22 protein-coding genes are annotated in these 18,121 nt (G+C 63.4%); all 22 read right to left on the bottom strand.

Annotated features, from left to right (window positions below):
- Positions 1-10: 10 nt before the first annotated feature.
- Positions 11-439: a phosphoribosyl-ATP diphosphatase gene (locus J2W46_RS29380; RefSeq protein ID WP_310358598.1), complete on the bottom strand. Its 429-nt coding sequence runs from the start codon at positions 437-439 to the stop codon at positions 11-13.
- A complete protein-coding gene (gene hisI, locus J2W46_RS29375) occupies positions 436-846 on the bottom strand; it encodes a phosphoribosyl-AMP cyclohydrolase (RefSeq protein WP_020070650.1) in 411 nt (136 codons plus the stop codon). The genes J2W46_RS29380 and hisI overlap by 4 nt, the downstream gene beginning before the upstream one ends.
- A gap of 1 nt (position 847) precedes the next feature.
- The gene (gene hisF / locus J2W46_RS29370) at positions 848-1,621 is read right to left on the bottom strand and encodes an imidazole glycerol phosphate synthase subunit HisF (RefSeq protein ID WP_020070649.1); all 774 of its coding nucleotides are present in this window, start codon (positions 1,619-1,621) and stop codon (positions 848-850) included.
- A gap of 238 nt (positions 1,622-1,859) precedes the next feature.
- Positions 1,860-2,612, bottom strand: a complete 753-nt coding sequence (gene hisA, locus J2W46_RS29365; RefSeq protein ID WP_020070648.1) for a 1-(5-phosphoribosyl)-5-[(5-phosphoribosylamino)methylideneamino]imidazole-4-carboxamide isomerase — start codon at positions 2,610-2,612, stop codon at positions 1,860-1,862.
- A 214-nt stretch (positions 2,613-2,826) separates the two neighbouring features.
- Positions 2,827-3,468 (bottom strand): imidazole glycerol phosphate synthase subunit HisH, encoded by a 642-nt coding sequence (gene hisH / locus J2W46_RS29360; RefSeq protein WP_027805048.1) that lies wholly within the window; start codon positions 3,466-3,468, stop codon positions 2,827-2,829.
- The gene (locus tag J2W46_RS29355) at positions 3,465-4,085 is read right to left on the bottom strand and encodes a MarC family protein (RefSeq protein ID WP_020070646.1); all 621 of its coding nucleotides are present in this window, start codon (positions 4,083-4,085) and stop codon (positions 3,465-3,467) included. Before J2W46_RS29355 ends, hisH begins: the two co-directional genes overlap by 4 nt.
- Positions 4,086-4,136: 51 nt before the next feature.
- Complete coding sequence (gene hisB, locus J2W46_RS29350) at positions 4,137-4,724, bottom strand: imidazoleglycerol-phosphate dehydratase HisB (protein WP_015003873.1); 588 nt, start codon at positions 4,722-4,724, stop codon at positions 4,137-4,139.
- 70 nt (positions 4,725-4,794) lie between these two features.
- Entirely contained in the window at positions 4,795-5,865 is a 1,071-nt protein-coding gene (hisC, locus tag J2W46_RS29345; RefSeq protein ID WP_310358592.1) for a histidinol-phosphate transaminase, read from the bottom strand.
- Positions 5,866-6,182: 317 nt separating this feature from the next.
- The gene (gene hisD, locus J2W46_RS29340; RefSeq protein WP_020070643.1) at positions 6,183-7,505 is read right to left on the bottom strand and encodes a histidinol dehydrogenase; all 1,323 of its coding nucleotides are present in this window, start codon (positions 7,503-7,505) and stop codon (positions 6,183-6,185) included.
- Between the two features lie 61 nt (positions 7,506-7,566).
- Complete coding sequence (hisG, locus tag J2W46_RS29335) at positions 7,567-8,265, bottom strand: ATP phosphoribosyltransferase (protein WP_020070642.1); 699 nt, start codon at positions 8,263-8,265, stop codon at positions 7,567-7,569.
- Positions 8,262-9,524: a UDP-N-acetylglucosamine 1-carboxyvinyltransferase gene (murA, locus tag J2W46_RS29330; RefSeq protein ID WP_204523740.1), complete on the bottom strand. Its 1,263-nt coding sequence runs from the start codon at positions 9,522-9,524 to the stop codon at positions 8,262-8,264. Before murA ends, hisG begins: the two co-directional genes overlap by 4 nt.
- Before the next feature lie 111 nt (positions 9,525-9,635).
- Entirely contained in the window at positions 9,636-9,875 is a 240-nt protein-coding gene (locus tag J2W46_RS29325) for a BolA family protein (RefSeq protein ID WP_006052280.1), read from the bottom strand.
- A 14-nt stretch (positions 9,876-9,889) separates the two neighbouring features.
- Positions 9,890-10,654, bottom strand: coding sequence for an ABC transporter permease (locus tag J2W46_RS29320; RefSeq protein WP_310358586.1), 765 nt, complete (start codon positions 10,652-10,654; stop codon positions 9,890-9,892).
- Positions 10,651-11,583, bottom strand: a complete 933-nt coding sequence (locus J2W46_RS29315; protein ID WP_020070639.1) for an ABC transporter ATP-binding protein — start codon at positions 11,581-11,583, stop codon at positions 10,651-10,653. The genes J2W46_RS29320 and J2W46_RS29315 overlap by 4 nt, the downstream gene beginning before the upstream one ends.
- A 195-nt stretch (positions 11,584-11,778) precedes the next feature.
- Positions 11,779-12,072 carry an STAS domain-containing protein gene (locus J2W46_RS29310; RefSeq protein ID WP_020070638.1) on the bottom strand — a complete coding sequence of 98 codons (294 nt, stop codon included), beginning with the start codon at positions 12,070-12,072 and terminating at the stop codon, positions 11,779-11,781.
- Positions 12,069-12,701 (bottom strand): MlaC/ttg2D family ABC transporter substrate-binding protein, encoded by a 633-nt coding sequence (locus J2W46_RS29305; RefSeq protein ID WP_020070637.1) that lies wholly within the window; start codon positions 12,699-12,701, stop codon positions 12,069-12,071. Before J2W46_RS29305 ends, J2W46_RS29310 begins: the two co-directional genes overlap by 4 nt.
- A gap of 114 nt (positions 12,702-12,815) precedes the next feature.
- Complete coding sequence (locus tag J2W46_RS29300) at positions 12,816-13,871, bottom strand: MlaA family lipoprotein (RefSeq protein WP_131318484.1); 1,056 nt, start codon at positions 13,869-13,871, stop codon at positions 12,816-12,818.
- A gap of 11 nt (positions 13,872-13,882) precedes the next feature.
- The gene (gene mlaD, locus J2W46_RS29295; protein WP_027805045.1) at positions 13,883-14,413 is read right to left on the bottom strand and encodes an outer membrane lipid asymmetry maintenance protein MlaD; all 531 of its coding nucleotides are present in this window, start codon (positions 14,411-14,413) and stop codon (positions 13,883-13,885) included.
- Between the two features lie 88 nt (positions 14,414-14,501).
- Entirely contained in the window at positions 14,502-15,269 is a 768-nt protein-coding gene (gene mlaE / locus J2W46_RS29290; protein WP_027805044.1) for a lipid asymmetry maintenance ABC transporter permease subunit MlaE, read from the bottom strand.
- A gap of 8 nt (positions 15,270-15,277) precedes the next feature.
- Positions 15,278-16,099, bottom strand: coding sequence for an ABC transporter ATP-binding protein (locus J2W46_RS29285; protein ID WP_087752269.1), 822 nt, complete (start codon positions 16,097-16,099; stop codon positions 15,278-15,280).
- Between the two features lie 93 nt (positions 16,100-16,192).
- A complete protein-coding gene (gene thiE, locus J2W46_RS29280) occupies positions 16,193-17,305 on the bottom strand; it encodes a thiamine phosphate synthase (RefSeq protein ID WP_310358575.1) in 1,113 nt (370 codons plus the stop codon).
- Positions 17,302-18,117 (bottom strand): thiazole synthase, encoded by an 816-nt coding sequence (locus tag J2W46_RS29275; RefSeq protein WP_310358691.1) that lies wholly within the window; start codon positions 18,115-18,117, stop codon positions 17,302-17,304. The genes thiE and J2W46_RS29275 overlap by 4 nt, the downstream gene beginning before the upstream one ends.
- Positions 18,118-18,121 lie beyond the last annotated feature (4 nt).

Below are 18,121 nucleotides of genomic sequence, written 5' to 3'. Positions count from 1 at the left end.
AGAACGCCGCTCAGTCCCCGTTCTGTTCGCGCTCGCGGCTCTTGCGCAGCGCCTTTTCTTCGATGCCGGACATGCCTTCGCGACGCTCGAGTTCGGCGAGCACGTCGGCCGGGCTCAGATCGTAGTGCGAAAGCATCACGAGGCAGTGAAACCACAAGTCTGCGACCTCGCCGACAAGCGCCTTCGTCGCGCCGCCGTGGCGCGTGTCCTTGGCTGCCAGTACGACTTCGGTGGCCTCTTCGCCGATCTTCTTGAGCACCGCGTCGTCGCCTTTGTGGAACAGGCGCGAGACGTACGACACGTCGGGATCGCCGCCCTTGCGGCTGTCGATGATCGCCGCCAGGCGCATCAGCGTGTCGGTCGTGGACGGCGTGGACGGCGTGGACGGCGTGGACGGCGTGGACGGCGTGGACGGTGTAGCTTGCGTGGTCTGCGTCATTTGTAGATGTGTTCGGGGTCTTTCAGCACGGGATCGACGGCGATCCAGTCGCCATCCTCGGCCGTGCCTTCGAATTTCTGGAAAAAGCACGAGTGACGGCCGGTGTGGCACGCAATGCCGGACACCTGCTCCACTTTCAGCAGCACGACGTCTTCGTCGCAATCGAGCCGCACTTCATGCACATGCTGCACGTGGCCGGACTCTTCGCCTTTGAACCACAAGCGCTGGCGCGAGCGCGAGAAGTACACCGCGCGGCCCAGTTCGATGGTCTTCGCCAACGCCTCGCGGTTCATCCACGCGAACATGAGCACGTCGTTTGTCGACGCTTCTTGCGCGATGACCGGCACGAGGCCGTTCGCGTCCCATTTGACCTTGTCGAGCCAGTTGACTGCCGTTGGATTCACCACGTCACAACCTCACCGAAATGCCTTGCTCGGCCATGAAGCGCTTGGCCTCGCCCACCGTGTGCTCGCCATAGTGGAAGATGCTCGCGGCAAGCACGGCGTCCGCGTGGCCGCTCGTGATGCCGTCGGCGAGATGCTGCAGATTGCCGACGCCGCCCGATGCGATCACCGGAACCGGCACCGCGTCGGACACCGCGCGCGTGAGCGCGAGGTCGAAGCCGCTCTTCGTGCCGTCGCGGTCCATGCTGGTCAGCAGGATTTCGCCCGCGCCGAGTTCGGCCATCTTGCGCGCCCATTCGACCGCTTCGAGGCCGGTGGCCTTGCGTCCGCCGTGCGTGAAGACCTCCCAGCGCGGCGTCTCGCCGTCCGCGGAAACGCGCTTGGCGTCAATCGCGACGACGATGCATTGCGAGCCGTATTTGTCGGTGGCGTCTTTCACGAGCTGCGGATTCGCGACCGCCGACGAGTTCATGCTGATCTTGTCCGCGCCCGCGTTCAGCAGACGCCGCACGTCTTCGACGGCGCGCACGCCGCCGCCGACCGTCAGCGGAATAAAGACCTGCGAGGCGACCGCTTCGATGATCGGCAGGATCAGGTCGCGCTGATCCGAGGTAGCGGTGATATCGAGGAAAGTGAGTTCGTCCGCGCCCTGATCGTCGTAACGCCGCGCGATTTCGACCGGGTCGCCCGCGTCGCGCAATTCGACGAAGTTGACGCCCTTGACCACGCGGCCAGCGGTGACGTCGAGACAGGGAATGATGCGTTTAGCTAGAGCCATGATCTTGCAATTCTGCCAATACCGCTGATGAGGCCGCTCATTTCGGACTGAAGCGAGCGGCATGGCCCGGCGCGGAAGGCCGCGCCACGCCGGATGTGTTTCGCGCAACCGAGCCTCGAACCGCTACGGGAGCGCGCCGCAGGAACACGCCGCCACGTGCGCTCGGGTGCCGGAAAGGAATCCGGGCGCGAACGCGTCAAACCTGCCCGTCGCGTCGCGACGATACCGACGCCACGATTCAGGCGTCGTCTGATTCGCGCAGCCGGTCCGCGAGCGTTTGTGCAGCCGCAAAGTCGAGGTCGCCCGAGTAGATTGCCCGGCCGCAGATCACGCCTTCAATGCCTTCGTCTTCGACTTCGCACAGCGATTCAATGTCGGTCAGGTTCGACAGCCCGCCGCTCGCGATCACCGGAATCTTCACCGCGCGAGCAAGACGCACGGTCGCTTCGATGTTGATGCCTTGCAGCATCCCGTCGCGGCCGATGTCCGTGTAAATGATCGACTCGCAGCCGTAATCCTCGAACTTGCGCGCGAGATCCGCGACTTCGTGGCCCGTCAGCTTGCTCCAGCCGTCGGTCGCGACCTTGCCGTCTTTCGCGTCCAGACCGACGATGATATGGCCGCCGAACGCCGTGCACGCGTCCTGCAAGAAGCCCGGATTCTTCACCGCCGCGGTGCCGATGATCACGTACTCCAGACCGTCGTCGAGATAGCGCTCAATCGTATTCAGGTCGCGGATGCCGCCGCCGAGCTGCACGGGAATCTCGCCGCCCACTTCCTCGATGATCGCGCGAATCGCTTCTTCGTTCCTCGGCTTGCCGGCGAACGCGCCATTCAGGTCGACGAGGTGCAGACGGCGCGCGCCGCGCTCGACCCAATGTCGGGCCATAGCCGCCGGTTCCTCGGAGAATATCGTCGCCTGGTCCATATCGCCCTGTTTGAGGCGTACACACTGACCGTCTTTCAGGTCGATGGCGGGGATCAGCAGCATAGCAATCGGGTGTTGTGTGGGAAGGGGTTGAAGGTCGGCGGCAGCGGCTGGTAGGTCAGCTCGCCAGAACGCCGTCTCGCTAGTTTAGTACAACTCTTTCGGCGGCCTTGCGTACCGGCAGGGCCGCGCGAAATCACGGTGCAAAAGCTGTGGCGCGCGGCAGCAGTCCCGCTCGTGGCGGAACGGTGCACGGCAACGGAACAGACAAAGGCGCTCACGGGTTCCAGTGCACGAAGTTGCGATACACGCGCAGTCCCGCGTCGGCGCTCTTTTCCGGGTGAAATTGGGTCGCGAAGATGTTATCCCGCGCCACCGCCGAGGTAAAGGGCACACCGTACACGGTTTCGCCGGACGTATGCGCGGCATTTTCCGGCACCACGTAGTAGCTGTGCACGAAGTAAAAGAACGCGTTGTCCGCCACGCCGTCCCATAGCGGATGCGGCAGCGCCTGACGCACGCGGTTCCAGCCCATTTGCGGCACCTTGAAGCGCGAGCCGTCGTCCTGCACCTGGCCTTCCAGATCGAAACGCAGCACCTTGCCCGGCAACAGTCCGAGGCCTGGCGTATCGCCCTCCGCACTCCAGTCGAACAGCATCTGTTCGCCGACGCAGACGCCCATCAGCGGCTTCACGCGCGACGCTTCCACGACTGCTTCCTGCAAGCCGGACTCCGCGAGACTGCGCATGCAATCGGGCATTGCGCCCTGGCCCGGCAACACCACGCGGTCGGCCGCGCGAATCGCTTCGGGCTTGTCGACGATCGCCACGTCCGCTTCCGGCGCGGCTTTGCGCAAGGCCTGCGCCACCGAGCGCAAGTTGCCCATTCCGTAATCCACAATCGCTATCGAAGTTTTCATTTCAAGTTAGGCAGCAAAGCCTTCAATCCATCGACGATGAATTCCACCGCCAGCGCCGATAACATCAAACCCATGAGCCGCGTGCCGATGTTGATACCCGTGCGACCAACCCAGCGGGCAATCGGTTCGGCAAGACGCAACGAAAAAAAGCAGATCGCCGCCAGAACCGCGCCGATCACGATCAGGCTGATCCGGTCGTACCAGTGCGGCGAGCCGGCTGCATAAATGATCGTGGTGCTGATCGCGCCCGGGCCGGTCAACAGCGGAATCGCCAGCGGCACGACCGCGATGTTGTCCTTCTGCTCTGCCTCGTGGCGTTCTTCGGGCGTCGAACGGCTATTGCCGATCTGCGCGTTCAGCATGTTGATCGCCATCAGCAGCATGATGATCCCGCCGCCGACCTCGAGCGAACCGACCGAAATGCCGAAGAAGCTGATGATCTGCTGCCCAAGCATCGTGGTTATCGCAATCACGCAGAACACCGAGATCGCCGCGATCCGAATGGTTCTGCGCCGCTCGACGTCGCTCTGATTCGCCGTCAGGCTCATGAAAAACGGAATGGCGCCGATCGGATTGATCAGCGCGAGCAGCGAGATAAACGACTTCAGAATATCCATTGAACACCGGGCGCGCGCATTGCGCGACCCCGGTCCTGGTAAATGCGTCGCTTAAAGGCTGCCCTTGGTCGACGGAATCTGTCCCGCCGCGCGTTCGTCCAGCTCGACAGCCATGCGCAGCGCACGACCGAAAGCCTTGAACACCGTTTCCAGTTGATGGTGAGCGTTCAGGCCGCGCAGGTTGTCGATATGCAGCGTGACGCCCGCGTGGTTCACGAAGCCGCGGAAAAATTCGATCGACAGATCGACGTCGAACGTGCCGATGCGCGCGCGCGTGAACGGCACATGAAATTCGAGTCCCGGACGGCCGGAGAAGTCGATTACGACACGCGAAAGCGCTTCGTCGAGCGGCACATACGAGTGGCCATAGCGGCGAATGCCCTTGCGGTCGCCGATTGCTTTTGCCACGGCCTGGCCGAGCGTGATGCCGGTGTCTTCGACAGTATGGTGGTCGTCGATATGCAGGTCGCCATGCGCTTCGATGTCGAGATCGAACAGGCCATGCCGCGCGATCTGGTCGAGCATGTGGTCCAGAAACGGCACGCCGGTGGCCAGCTTTTGCTGACCGGTGCCGTCCAGATTGATCTTGACACGGATCTGCGTTTCGCTGGTATTGCGAACGACTTCCGCAAGGCGCATGGTAATTCCTCGAATCTAGCTGTGAAGCGATAGTAGTGTGGGGTGGGAGCGGCTGCTTGTCGCCGCTCGCTCAGTGCAGCACGAGTTTCAGCGCGGCGATCAATTGGGCGTTTTCTTCGGGAGAACCGACGGTCAAACGCACACAATTAGCGAGCAGTGCATGCATTTTACTCACGTTTTTGATCAAAACCCGTGCGGCGAGCAGGGTTTCGAACAGAACCGAGGCATCGGGCACGCGCACCAACAGGAAGTTGCCGGCGCTCGGGAACACTTCGGCGCCCGGCAATTCGGCTACGGCCTGAGCGAGTTTCGTGCGCTCGTCGCGCAATTGCGCGGCTTGCGAGTCGAGCACGTCGACGTGATCCAGCAGGAAGTCCGCCGCCGCCTGGGTCAACACGTTGGTGTTGTAGGGCGGGCGCACCTTGTCCAGTTCGGTCAGCCAGGCGGGCTTGCCGACCAGATAACCGAGACGGATGCCGGCGAGGCCCAGCTTCGACACCGTGCGCATCACGACGACGTTGTCGAACGCGTCAGCGCGCGGCAGCCAGCTTCGCTGCGCGAACGGCTGGTACGCTTCGTCGATCACCACGAGACTTTTCGTCGCTGCGGCGATGATGCGCTCCATGTCGGCATCGTCGAATAACGTGCCCGTGGGGTTGTTCGGGTAGGCGAGATAGACGACCGCCGGCTCGTGTTCGGCGATTGCCGCGAGCATGGCTTCCGTGTCGAGCGTGAAGTCGGCGTTCAGCGGCACACCGATGAACTCCAGATTCGCGAGCTTAGCCGACATCTGATACATGACGAAGCCCGGCACCGGTGCCAGCACCTTCGCGCCCGGCTTCGCGCACGCGATCGACACCATACTGATGATCTCGTCGGAGCCATTGCCGAGCAGCACCTCGCAGCCGGCCGGCACGCCCATTACGCGCTTGATTTTCTCTATCAGCGCTTCGGGGCGCGGCGCCGGATAACGGTTGAGCGCGACGCCCGCCAGATGCTCGCCAAGATGCGCGGCGAGCACCGGCGGCAGCGGAAACGGGTTTTCCATTGCGTCGAGCTTGATGTAGCCGGTCGCGTCTGCAACGGGATAGCTCGTCATCGCGAGCACGTCGCGTCGGATGATGTCTTGAGGTGTCGTCATAGGTCAGTTGGCTGGCCGCGCGTGTCGCACGCGTCTGGCGCATGAAACGCGTCGGACGCGCCTTGTTTCGCAGCGGCTTGCCGCGTCGGGTTGGTCTGCGTTGTCGTTATTGGATACGAGTTCGTCAACGGGAGTTGCGCGGGAGTTGCTCGGGGAGCGGCGAACCGTGCGGCATCGATGCATTGGCTGCGTAACGTTCCCGCCTTGTTCGCGATTCGGGGCACCTTGCGCTTGAGCTGCATGGGCCGCTCCGCTCGCCTTCGCTGTGATCAGCCGGTCAACACATTCGCGTAGCCGCCTTGCCGCTCCAGCCGCGCTCAGCCGCTATGCCGCATCCGGTACTCGGCGCTGCGCGCGTGTGCCTGCAAGCCTTCGCCGTAGGCCAGCTCGGCGGCAATTTCGCCAAGCGTCTGCGCGCCTTCCGCGCTCACTTCGATCACGCTCGAGCGCTTGAAGAAATCGTAGACGCCCAACGGCGACGAGAACCGTGCGGTGCGAGACGTCGGCAAAACGTGGTTCGGCCCCGCGCAGTAGTCGCCGAGACTCTCGCTCGTATAGCGGCCGAGGAAAATTGCGCCCGCGTGGCGGATCAACTGCCCCCACTGATGCGGCTCCAGCGCCGAAATTTCGAGGTGTTCCGGCGCGATGTCGTTGGCGATCGCGCAGGCCTCCGCCATATCGCGCACCTTGATGAGCGCGCCACGCCCTTCCAGCGACGCCTGAATAACGTCCCGGCGCGGCATGGTGGGCAAGAGTTCGTTGATCGCATCGTTCACGCGGCCGATGAACGCGTCGTCCGGGCACAGCAGAATGGACTGCGCGAGCTCGTCGTGCTCGGCTTGCGAGAACAGGTCCATTGCGACCCAACGCGGATCGGTCGTACCGTCGCACAGCACGAGGATTTCCGACGGCCCCGCAATCATGTCGATGCCGACTGTGCCGAACACGCGCCGCTTCGCCGACGCCACATACGCATTGCCGGGACCGCAAATCTTGTCGACAGCCGGCACGGTTTGCGTGCCGTACGCGAGCGCGCCGACGGCCTGCGCGCCGCCAATCGTGAATACTCGATCCACGCCGCCGAGCAGGGCCGCCGCCAGCACCAGCGGGTTCTTCACGCCGTCCGGCGTGGGCACCACCATGACGATTTCGCGCACGCCGGCCACGCGCGCCGGAATCGCATTCATCAGCACCGACGACGGATACGCTGCCTTGCCGCCCGGCACGTAGATACCCGCGCGATCGAGCGGCGTGACCTTCTGGCCGAGCACAGTGCCGTCGGCTTCCGTGTATTGCCAGCTATGGCTGCCGCACTCGATTTTCTGCTTCTCGTGATAGCCGCGCACGCGCGCCGCCGCCGCTTCGAGCGCCGCGCGCCGCTTCGGCTCGAGACCTTCGAGCGCCGCTTCGAGTTCCGACATCGGCAGCTCTAACGCGGCAACGCTGTTCGCGCTCAGGCGGTCGAAGCGGTTCGTGTATTCGAGCACCGCCGCGTCGCCGCGCGCCTTGACGTCGCTGAGAATCTGCGCGACCGAGCGCTCGATTGCTTCGTCTTCGCTCGCCTCGAACGCGAGCACCGCATGCAGTGACTTCTGGAAGTCGCGAGCAGTGGAATCGAGTTTGCGAATCTTGATAGACATACGGGTATCCGTTTCGGTAAGGCGCGCTTTAGAGCAAAGTCAAACTGGCTCGATCCGCCTGTCAGGCCGCGGCAAGACCGGCTTTCGTCGCGCGTTCGAACGCGTCGAGAATCGGCCGCAATGCGGCGCGCTTGAGCTTCAGCGCCGCCTGGTTCACAACGAGGCGCGACGAAATCTGCATGATCTCCTCGACCTCCACGAGATTGTTGGCGCGCAACGTGTTGCCCGAACTGACCAGATCGACGATGGCGTCCGCGAGTCCGACGAGCGGCGCCAGTTCCATGGAACCGTACAACTTGATCAGGTCGACGTGAACACCCTTGGCGGCAAAATGCTCACGTGCGGTTTCGACGTACTTGGTCGCCACGCGCAAGCGGGCGCCCTGGCGCACCGCGTTCGCGTAATCGAAACCCGCCGCGACCGCGACCGACATACGGCAGCGCGCGATGTCCAGATCCACCGGCTGATACAGCCCGCTGCCGCCGTGTTCGAGCAATACGTCTTTGCCGGCCACGCCGAAATCGGCCGCGCCGTATTCCACGTAGGTCGGCACATCGGTCGCGCGCACGATGATCACGCGCAGATTAGCGTCGGTAGTCGGCAAAATCAGCTTGCGCGAGGTCTCCGGATCTTCGGCTACTTCGATGCCGGCTGCAGCCAGTAACGGCAGCGTTTCCTCAAAGATACGCCCCTTCGACAAAGCAAGCGTAAGCGGCGCGCTGACCGCCGGCGAGCTCGACGTTTGCGGCATCGAACTCATGCCTGGCTCCCGGCGATGCGGCGGACCTTCGCGCCAATCGCGTTGAGCTTGGTTTCCATGCGGTCGTAGCCGCGGTCGAGGTGATAAATGCGGTCGATCAGCGTCTCGCCTTCCGCACGCAAAGCAGCGATTACGAGACTGGCCGACGCGCGCAGGTCCGTTGCCATCACCTTGGCGCCGGAGAGCTTGTCGACGCCGGTCACGAGCGCGGTCTTGCCGTCCGTTGTGATGTTGGCGCCGAGGCGGTTCAACTCCTGCACGTGCATGAAGCGATTTTCGAAGATCGTTTCGACAACCTGTGCCTTGCCGTCCGCCACCGTATTCAGCGCCATGAACTGCGCCTGCATGTCGGTCGGAAACGCCGGGTACTCGGACGTGCGGAACGACACGGCATTCGGTCGCTTGTCCATGCGCACGCGCATCCAGTCGTCGCCTTCCTCGATTGTCACGCCGGCTTCGCGCAATTTGTCGGTCACCGCTTCCAGAATCTGCGGACGCACATGACGCAACGTGACGTCGCCGCCCGCCGCGGCCACCGCGCACAGAAACGTGCCGGCTTCGATCCGGTCCGGAATAACGGTGTGCTTTGCGCCGTGCAGCTTGTCCACGCCCTGAATGACGAGGCGGTCAGTGCCGATGCCCTCGATCTTCGCGCCCATCTGCACGAGCAGATGCGCAAGGTCGCCGACTTCGGGTTCGCGCGCCGCGTTTTCGATGATCGTCTCGCCTTCCGCAAGCACCGCTGCCATCAGCAGGTTTTCGGTTCCGGTCACCGTGATCATGTCGGTGATGATGCGCGCGCCCTTCAGGCGCTCCGCGCGCGCTTCGATAAAGCCGTGCTCGATGGTGATCTCGGCGCCCATGGCTTGCAGGCCCTTGATGTGCTGATCCACCGGGCGCGCGCCGATCGCGCAACCGCCGGGCAGCGACACGCGCGCGTGGCCAAAACGCGCGACCAGCGGGCCCAGCACCAGGATCGACGCGCGCATGGTCTTCACCATTTCATACGGCGCGACGAGGTTATCCACCTTCGATGCGTCGAGCGACACGCGCCCGTTGCCGCTCTCAATGCGCACGCCCATCTGGCCGAGCAGCTTGAGCATCGTGCGCACGTCCTGCAAATCCGGCACGTTATCCAGTTCGACCGGCTCCGCGCTTAGCAGACTGGCGCACAGGATCGGCAACGCCGCGTTCTTCGCGCCCGAGACAACGACCTCACCCGACAGCGGGTAGCCACCTTCAATGACGAGTTTGTCCATGCCTGTCTGTTCCTGATCGACCCGGACTTCAGCCGGGACTGCTTTGAATGTGTTCGACGCGCCGCTGCCGGCGTCGCGCCCTTCCTGAGTAATTCGCACTAAATTTCCAGATTACGCGTTCTGCCATTCGGCGGGCGTCAGCGTTTTCATGCTGAGCGCGTGGATTTCTTCGCGCATGCGGTCACCGAGTGCCGCATACACGAGTTGATGACGCTGGATCAGCCGCTTGCCCTCGAAGCTCGGGGAAACGATGGTCGCAAAGAAATGCTGACCGTCGCCTTCGACTTCGAGATGCTGGCAGGCGAGCCCAGCGGCGATGTATTGCTTGACCTGTTCGGGAGTCGGCAACATGAGAAAAGCTCCTGTCAGTGGCGCAGCTTGTAGCCGGACGCGAGCATGCGCATCGCCACCACGGCCAGCACCACGAAGAAACCGGCGACAATCGCGAGGCTCGCGAGCGGATTGATATCCGACATCCCGAAGAAACCGTAGCGAAAGCCGTCGATCATGTAGAAAAAAGGATTGAGCCGCGACACCTCGCGCCATACCGGCGGCAGCGTATGTGTGGAGTAGAACACGCCCGAGAGAAACGTGAGCGGCATGATCAGAAAGTTCTGGAACGCGGCGAGCTGGTCGAACTTTTCGGCCCAGATACCGGCGATCAGACCGAGCGTGCCGAGAATCGCAGCGCCGCAAATGGCAAACAGAATGATATAGAGCGGCGCGACGAAACTGATCGGCACGAACCAGATCGTCACGATGAACACGCCGAAGCCGACCGCAAGCCCACGCGCGACCGCCGCGAGGACGTAGGCACCGAACACCTCGTAATGCGACAACGGCGGCAATAGCACGAACACCAGATTACCGGTGATTTTCGACTGGATCAGCGACGACGAGCTATTCGCAAACGCGTTTTGCAGCACGCTCATCATCACGAGGCCTGGAATCAGGAAGCTCGTGTATTCGACGCCCGGATAGACCTGCACATGGTCGCGCAATGCGTGGCCGAAAATGGTCAGATAGAGCAGCGCGGTGATGATGGGCGCCAATACCGTCTGGAACGACACCTTCCAGAAGCGCAGAATTTCCTTGTAGAACAGCGTGCCGAAACCGCTATAGCCGCTCATGCGAGCCCCTCGATCACTTCCGGACCGTTCATTACCTGAACGAAAACGTCTTCGAGGTCGGCTTTGCGGACCTCGATTTCTTCGAATGTGCAACCCGCCGCACGGCATTGCGCGAGGATTTTCTCGACCTCGTCATAGCTCGTGAGACGCAGCAGGTGCTGACGGCCGTTGCCGTTGCCCGCGCCGCCCTCGGCTTCGAGCGGCCGCAGTTCGGCCGGCAACACGCCTTGCGCGAAGCGCACGAACAACTGCATGCCGGCGAAGCGTTGCAGCAAGGTGCTCGTGCGATCGAGCGCTACCACTTCGCCGCGACGCAGCATCGCGATGCGGTCGCACAGCGACTCCGCCTCTTCCAGATAGTGCGTGGTCAGCACGATGGTGTGGCCTTCGCGATTCAGGCGCGAGATGAATTTCCACAGCGTCTGGCGCAACTCGACGTCGACGCCGGCGGTCGGTTCGTCGAGCACGATTACCGGCGGGCGGTGCACCAGCGCCTGCGCGACCAGCACGCGGCGCTTCATGCCGCCCGACAGTGCGCGCATGTTGGCGTCGGCTTTGTCGGTGAGATCGAGATTGGCCATGATTTCGTCGATCCACGCGTCGTTGTTGCGCAGCCCGTAATAGCCGGACTGGATACGCAACGTTTCGCGCACGGTGAAGAACGGATCGAACACCAGTTCCTGCGGCACCACGCCGAGCGCGCGGCGAGCTGCGCGAAAGTCGCCGACCACGTCATGGCCGCGCACGGCTATGTTGCCTTCGTCTGCGCGCGCGAGGCCAGCGAGAATGCTGATGAGCGTTGTCTTGCCCGCGCCGTTCGGACCGAGGAGCCCGAAGAACTCGCCTTCTTCCACCGAGAGGCTGACGCCCTTGAGCGCCTGCAAGTCCTTGTAGCGCTTTTTGACGTTACGAATTTCTATGGCTGACATGACAGTGCGCCACGTGCGACGCGGCGCTTAAAGGAGCCCTGGGCGGGCGCACAAATGCGGGAAAGAATCGGAATTGGGGCCGGTTAGGCGGTCCGAACCGCGCCCCAAAAAACGCTTGATTATAGGGCAAAACGCAAAGGCCCTATCTCAGTAGCGGGGAGTGCGGAGCGGCGCGATGAACGCTTCAGGAGAGCGTCAATGTCGCGCCGACAGCAGCGTATCGACGCCGTAGGCTTGCGCAAGACTGGCAAGGCCAGCCGGCAAATTGAGGATCTGGAAGGCGGCGCCGCGAGCCTGAGCGGCTCGCTGCCATGCGAGGAGCACGGCGAGCGCCGACGAATCGAACTGCGTAAGCGGCGCGCAATCGACAGCGCCCGCGCCCGCGGCAATCCGCTCGAGACCCGCCGCAAGCGCGGCATTCGCGCTCGCGTGGGTCAGCGTCGTGCCGCTCGCAAAGCGATTGACGACGGGGCTCAGCACTTCGCTCACGACTGCTTGCCCGCGGCGAGTTGCTGGTTGCGCTGCGTGAGGAACTGGATCAGCCCGTCCACGCCCTTCTGCTGGATCTGCTCGTTGAACTGCTGCTGATACGCCTGGATCAGCCACGCGCCGAGCACGTTGATGTCATAGACACGCCAGCCTTGCGGCGTCTTGTAAAGACGATAGTCGAGCTGGATCGGCGAGCCGTTGTTCATCACGACGGAGCGAACCACCGTATCGGTGTCGTCAGGATTCATGCGGAACGGCTTGTACTGGATCTGCTGGTCGCGCACCTGAGCAAGCGCGCCCGAATACGTGCGAATCAGCAGCATCTTGAACTGCTCGACGACCTGGTTCTGCTGCTCAGGCGTCGCCGTGCGCCAGTTGCGGCCCATTGCCAACTGCGTGGTGCGACGGAAATCCGTGTACGGCAGGATCTTCTGGTTGACGAGCTGCGTGATGTGCGAGATGTCGCCCTGCTGGATCGACTTGTCGGCGCGCACGGCGTCGATCACCTGTTGCGTGACTGTCTTGACCAGAACGTCCGGCGCGCTACTGTCGACGGTCTGCGCAGATGCACCCAAACTCGCGAACGAGAACAGCGCAGCGAACAACGGAATCAGGAAAAATTTTTTCATATCGAGCCTTGCGTAAAAAATAGTGCAACCGTTTGAACCGACATTAACACGCGAGTTCAGCGGCAATCCATGCGCAAACTGCGAGAGTCGTATCGATCTGTTACGGCCACGCGGTCAGCGCAATTTGAATGAGGGGATGTTGAACCGTGTGGGCGGCACAAGCTGTCCCGCCGGGATCTGCGTGGTTTCCGGGCCGCCGTTCAAATCGAGCGGCGGCGTTTCCGAGCTGCCCGAAGCGGACTCGGGCGCCGCGGCGTTGTTAGCCGTTCCGGTTCCCGAAGCGGCTTGAGGCGGCGTCGCGGCGCTCGCACCCGACGCGGCCGACGCCTTTGCGGCAGCACTGTTCGTTCCAGCCGCGCCCGCCGTTCCCGTCACCGCGCCTGCCGGCGCACCGGCGGCCGTGCCGTCGACGTCTTCGTATTTCGGCAGCGGAGCTTCGTCGCCATAGTTCGGCAACGCCTGCGACTGCTTGCCGTCCGACAACAGATACTGACGACGCTGCAAATACGCGTTACGCACGAACGAATACTTGTCGAGTGCGGCGCCTTCCAGCACATCGCTCGCGTTAAGCAGATTCGCGCGCGTATTGACAATGTTGAGGCCGTACAGCGCCCAGCTCAAACCCGCCGGATCCACATAGCTAAGCGGGTTCACATAGTAGTTGCCGATGGAACCCACCGCGTCACGCACCGTGCTCGGCCCGAACAGCGGCAGCACCAGGTACGGACCTGCCGGCACGCCATAGTGGCCGAGCGTCAGGCCGAGGTCGTTGTCGTGCTTCGGCAGCTTGGCAAGCGTCGCTACGTCGAACAGACCGCCGACACCGAAGATCGTGTTGATCACGATCCGCATGATGTCCTGCACGCCGTCGGTGATCTTCAGCTGCAGCAGGTTGTTCGCCGCGATGTAGACGTCGCCGATGTTCGAGAAGAAGTTGGTCACGCTGTCGCGAATCGGCTGCGGCGTGATGAATACGTAACCCTTGGCGACCGGCTTCAGCGCGTACTGGTCCAGCTTGTCGTTGACCGTGAAGATGGTGCGGTTCAAGCCTTCGAGCGGATCGCCCTTGGTGGGCGTCTGCACCGTGGTACAGCCGGCGAGCAGCGCGGCGGCGACGGCCAGTTTGGCCACCCGGAAGGCGCCAGCGCTCCCAGCGTGTGAGGTCTGCATTATTGTTCTCCTTATTGACCGGCGGAGCCGGAAGCAGGCAAGGCCGCCGCAGGCGCCGCGGATGCCGCGCCCGGCTTCGACGCGCCCGAATCAGCCGCTTTGCTATAGAGGAACTGCCCGATCAGGTTTTCGAGCACGATTGCCGATTGCGTCATCGAAATCGTGTCGCCGGCTTTAAGCATCTCGGAGTCGCCGCCTGGCTCCAGGCCAATGTATTGCTCGCCGAGAAGACCCGAGGTCAGGATCTTTGCCGACGTGTCTTTCGGAAACTGGTATTGCTTGTCGATGTCGATAGTGACGACCGCCTGATAGGCATTGCTGTCAAAACCAATCGAGGCGACGCGGCCAACCGTCACGCCCGCGCTCTTCACGGGCGCGCGCGCCTTCAATCCGCCGATATTGTCGAACTTCAGCTTGACCGGGTAGGTCGCCTGGAACGACAGCGAGCTCATGTTGCCGGCCTTGAGCGCGAGGAACAGCAACGCCACAAAACCCAGCACCACGAACAGGCCGACCCAGAAGTCGAGAGCAGTCTTTTTCATCGTCATCCCAAAGTGAATCTGCCGCGCCGCCGTTACTCCGCCGCGCGCGGCCACTGACGCACCGCAGCGGAAAACATGCAGCGCAGTCTTAGCTGAACATCAGCGCGGTCAGCAGAAAATCGAGGCCGAGCACCGCAAGCGACGCGTACACGACGGTCTTCGTCGTGGCGCGCGACACGCCTTCCGGCGTCGGCTTGGCTTCATAGCCCTGAAAGAGCGCCACGAACGTCACCGCGAGACCGAACACCACGCTCTTGACGACACCCGCGCCCACGTCGCGCCAGACATCCACGCCGCCTTGCATTTGCGACCAGAACGCACCGGCGTCCACACCGATCAGCAGCACGCCGACCACATAGCCGCCCGCAATGCCTACCGCGCTGAAAATCGCGGCGAGAATCGGCATGGCAATGATGCCGGCCCACAGGCGCGGCGCGACCACGACCTTGACCGGGTCGACCGCCATCATTTCCATCGCGGTCAATTGCTCGCCGGCCTTCATCAGGCCGATTTCAGCAGTGAGCGAGGTGCCCGCGCGACCGGCGAACAGCAGCGCCGTGACGACCGGCCCGAGTTCGCGCACGAGCGATAGCGCGACCAGCAGCCCAAGCGCCTGCTCCGAGCCATAGCGATTCAACGTGTAGTAACCCTGCAGGCCAAGCACGAAGCCGACGAACAGCCCCGACACCGCGATGATCACCAGCGAATAATTACCTACGAAGTGGATCTGCTTCGTGACAAGACGCGGGCGGCGCAGCAATGGGAAGAACTCGAGCACGAGGCGCAGGAAAAAGCGCGTCGCATAGCCGGCCGTGCCGAGGCCGTCGAGCACCGAGCGGCCGACCGAGCTGATCAGTGAACCGATCATGACTGACCTCCGCCGACGCCGAAATCCGCCGCCAGCGGCGTCTTGCTCGGATAGTGAAATTTGAACGGGCCGTCTGGCGCGCCGTCGATAAACTGCCGCACCGTCGGGTCCGTGGACGCACGCAATTGGGCAGGTGTGCCCTCGGCATGGACGCCGCCGTTGGCCAGGAAATAAACGTAATCGGCGATCGCGAACGATTCCGGCACGTCGTGCGTCACTAGAATAGAAGTCGCGCCGAGCGCCTGATTGAGCGCCCGGATGAGGTTCGCCGTGATGCCGAGCGAGATCGGATCGAGGCCGGCGAACGGCTCGTCGTACATCATCAGTTCGGGGTCGAGGGCGATAGCGCGCGCGAGCGCCACCCGCCGTGCCATGCCGCCCGAAATCTCCGAGGGCAGAAGATCGCGCGCGCCGCGCAGGCCGACTGCGTTGAGCTTCATCAGCACGAGATCGCGAATCAATTCCTCGGGAAGCTCCGTGTGCTCACGCAGCGCAAACGCGACGTTCTCGAACACCGACATGTCTGTAAACAGCGCGCCGAACTGGAACAACATACCCATCTTGCGGCGCAACGCGTACAGGCCCTCGCGCGTCTGCGCGCCGACGTTCTGGCCGTCGAACAGGATCTCGCCGCGCTGGGCGCGCACCAGACCGCCGATCAGCCGGAGCACCGTGGTCTTGCCGCAACCCGAACCGCCCATGACCGCGACGACCTGACCGCGCTTGAAGCGCAGGTTCAGGTTCGACAGGACGAGCCGGTCGCCGTAACCGAAGTCGACATTGCGCAGCTCGAGTAAGGTCTCGGAGGGGGAAGACACTGACTGACAGTCCTTTTACACGGAAGGCCGAATTATAGGGCCATCATGCAAAAGTTGCCGTGAGGTGCCCTGTCCCTTAACGATTCATCGGGATTATCGCGTAAACCCTTGCTGCAGTGCGGAAACTGCGGCAGCGGGATCGACGGCTTCGGTCACTGCGCGGACCACTGCGGCGCACCCTACGCCGGTCGCGAGCACCTCGGGCAGGACCTGCAGGTCAATCCCACCGATCGCGACCAGCGGCACGACGCCGTCAAGCAGCCGGACATAGCGGGCGAGGCGCTTGAGGCCCTGCGGCGCCGTGGGCATCACCTTGGTCGTGGTCGGAAACACCGCGCCCAACGCGATGTAGCTAGGACGAAAATGCAGCGCCTTCAGAATTTCGTAGAAACCGTGCGTTGAAAGTCCGAGACGTACACCCGACGCGGCGATCGCCGACAGATCCGCGGTATGCACATCTTCCTGGCCGAGATGGACGCCGTAAGCGCCTGCATCGAGCGCGGCCTGCCAGTGGTCGTTGATGAAAACCTGCGCGTCGTGCTGGCGCCCCGCAGCAACGCAGCGGGCAATTTCGCGCTGAAGTTCGTCGGCGGGATGGGCGGACTTCCGGCGTAGCTGCACCGTTTTCACGCCAAAGCCGACCACCCTTTCAACCCACTCCGCGCTCGGCAGAACCGGATAGAGCCCGAGCCGCGCCGGACAGCGCGGAAAGGCTTGGGCCGGCGCTTGCGGCAGACCGGCGAGGCGAGGGAAAGTGGCCAGATCGCAGGGGAAAGCGTCGCCGGCCGCGTTGGTCCGGGTTTCGTCGCCGTCGCGCCACGCGAGCGCCAGCACCAACGCGTCGTGCGGATCGAAACCGCAATCGAGAAATGCGGCCAGCGCGGGAATCCAGTCTTCCGCGAGATGCCCTTCGAGGCGATATTTCTCGCCGCCCAGGTGCAGCGTGACCTTGTTCTCGGCCGCTTCGACCACCGCCGCGCCCTTTACCAGCCAGTGCGCCATCTGCTCGCCGTGCCGCGCGGCATCGGTGAGTACGATCAGATCGCCGCCGTTCGGCTCGTCCGGCGCGGTCAGACAGATGCGCCACGGCGCGTGGGTAGGCGGCCAGTCGCCAAGGCGCGCGCGGATGCGCTCGGTCGCCTCGGTGAGTTCGTCGGCGGGCGGCCAGAACAGGTCGCGGTCTTTCAGAGCCAATGTTTGCGTCATGCAGCGCTCCCGTCCTGATGCCAGAACGGCATGCCGACCACCGGCGTGCTCGCGTGGGCGCTCTCGCGCTCGGCCATCGGTCCCGCGAGAAACGCCTGGCGGCCCGCTTCGACGCCCAGCGCGAAAGCGCGCGCCATCGCGTCCGGATGCGTGGCCTGCGACACGGCCGTGTTCAGCAGCACCCCGTCGAAGCCCCATTCCATCACCTGCGCCGCATGCGACGGCACGCCAAGTCCGGCGTCGACAATGAGCGGCACGTCCGGCAACCGCTCGCGCAGCACGCGCAAGCCGTACGGATTGATGACACCCTTGCCGGTGCCGATCGGCGCGCCCCACGGCATCAGCGCTTCGCAACCGGCATCCAGCAGACGGCGGCCGATCACGAGGTCTTCGGTGCAATACGGCAGCACCTTGAAGCCGTCTTTGACGAGCTTCGCGGCCGCTTCGATCAGGCCGACGGGATCGGGTTGCAACGTGTAGTCGTCGCCGATCAGTTCGAGCTTGATCCACTCGGTTTCGAAAATTTCACGCGCCATGTGCGCGGTCGCCACGGCCTCGCCGACGGTCAGGCACCCTGCCGTATTGGGCAATAGCGGCACGCGATGGCGCTTGAGCAGGTCGAAGAAGCCGGCTTCAGCGCCGCCTTCGTTCATCTGCCGGCGCAGCGCGACCGTCACCATGCCGGGTCGGGCGGCGTCAATGGAATCCGACAGCGATTGCAGCGACGGGTAACGCGACGTGCCAAGCAGCACGCGGCTCGCGAAGGGTTGGCCGTACAGCGTGAGCGCGTCGGCGGCCTGTGGGGTAGTCATTTGC

This window comes from Paraburkholderia strydomiana, from assembly GCF_031456815.1.
Classification (GTDB): Bacteria; Pseudomonadota; Gammaproteobacteria; order Burkholderiales; family Burkholderiaceae; genus Paraburkholderia; species Paraburkholderia caledonica.
The sequence above is the reverse complement of the archived record's forward strand: the minus strand, read 5'-3'. Positions and strand labels throughout refer to the sequence as shown.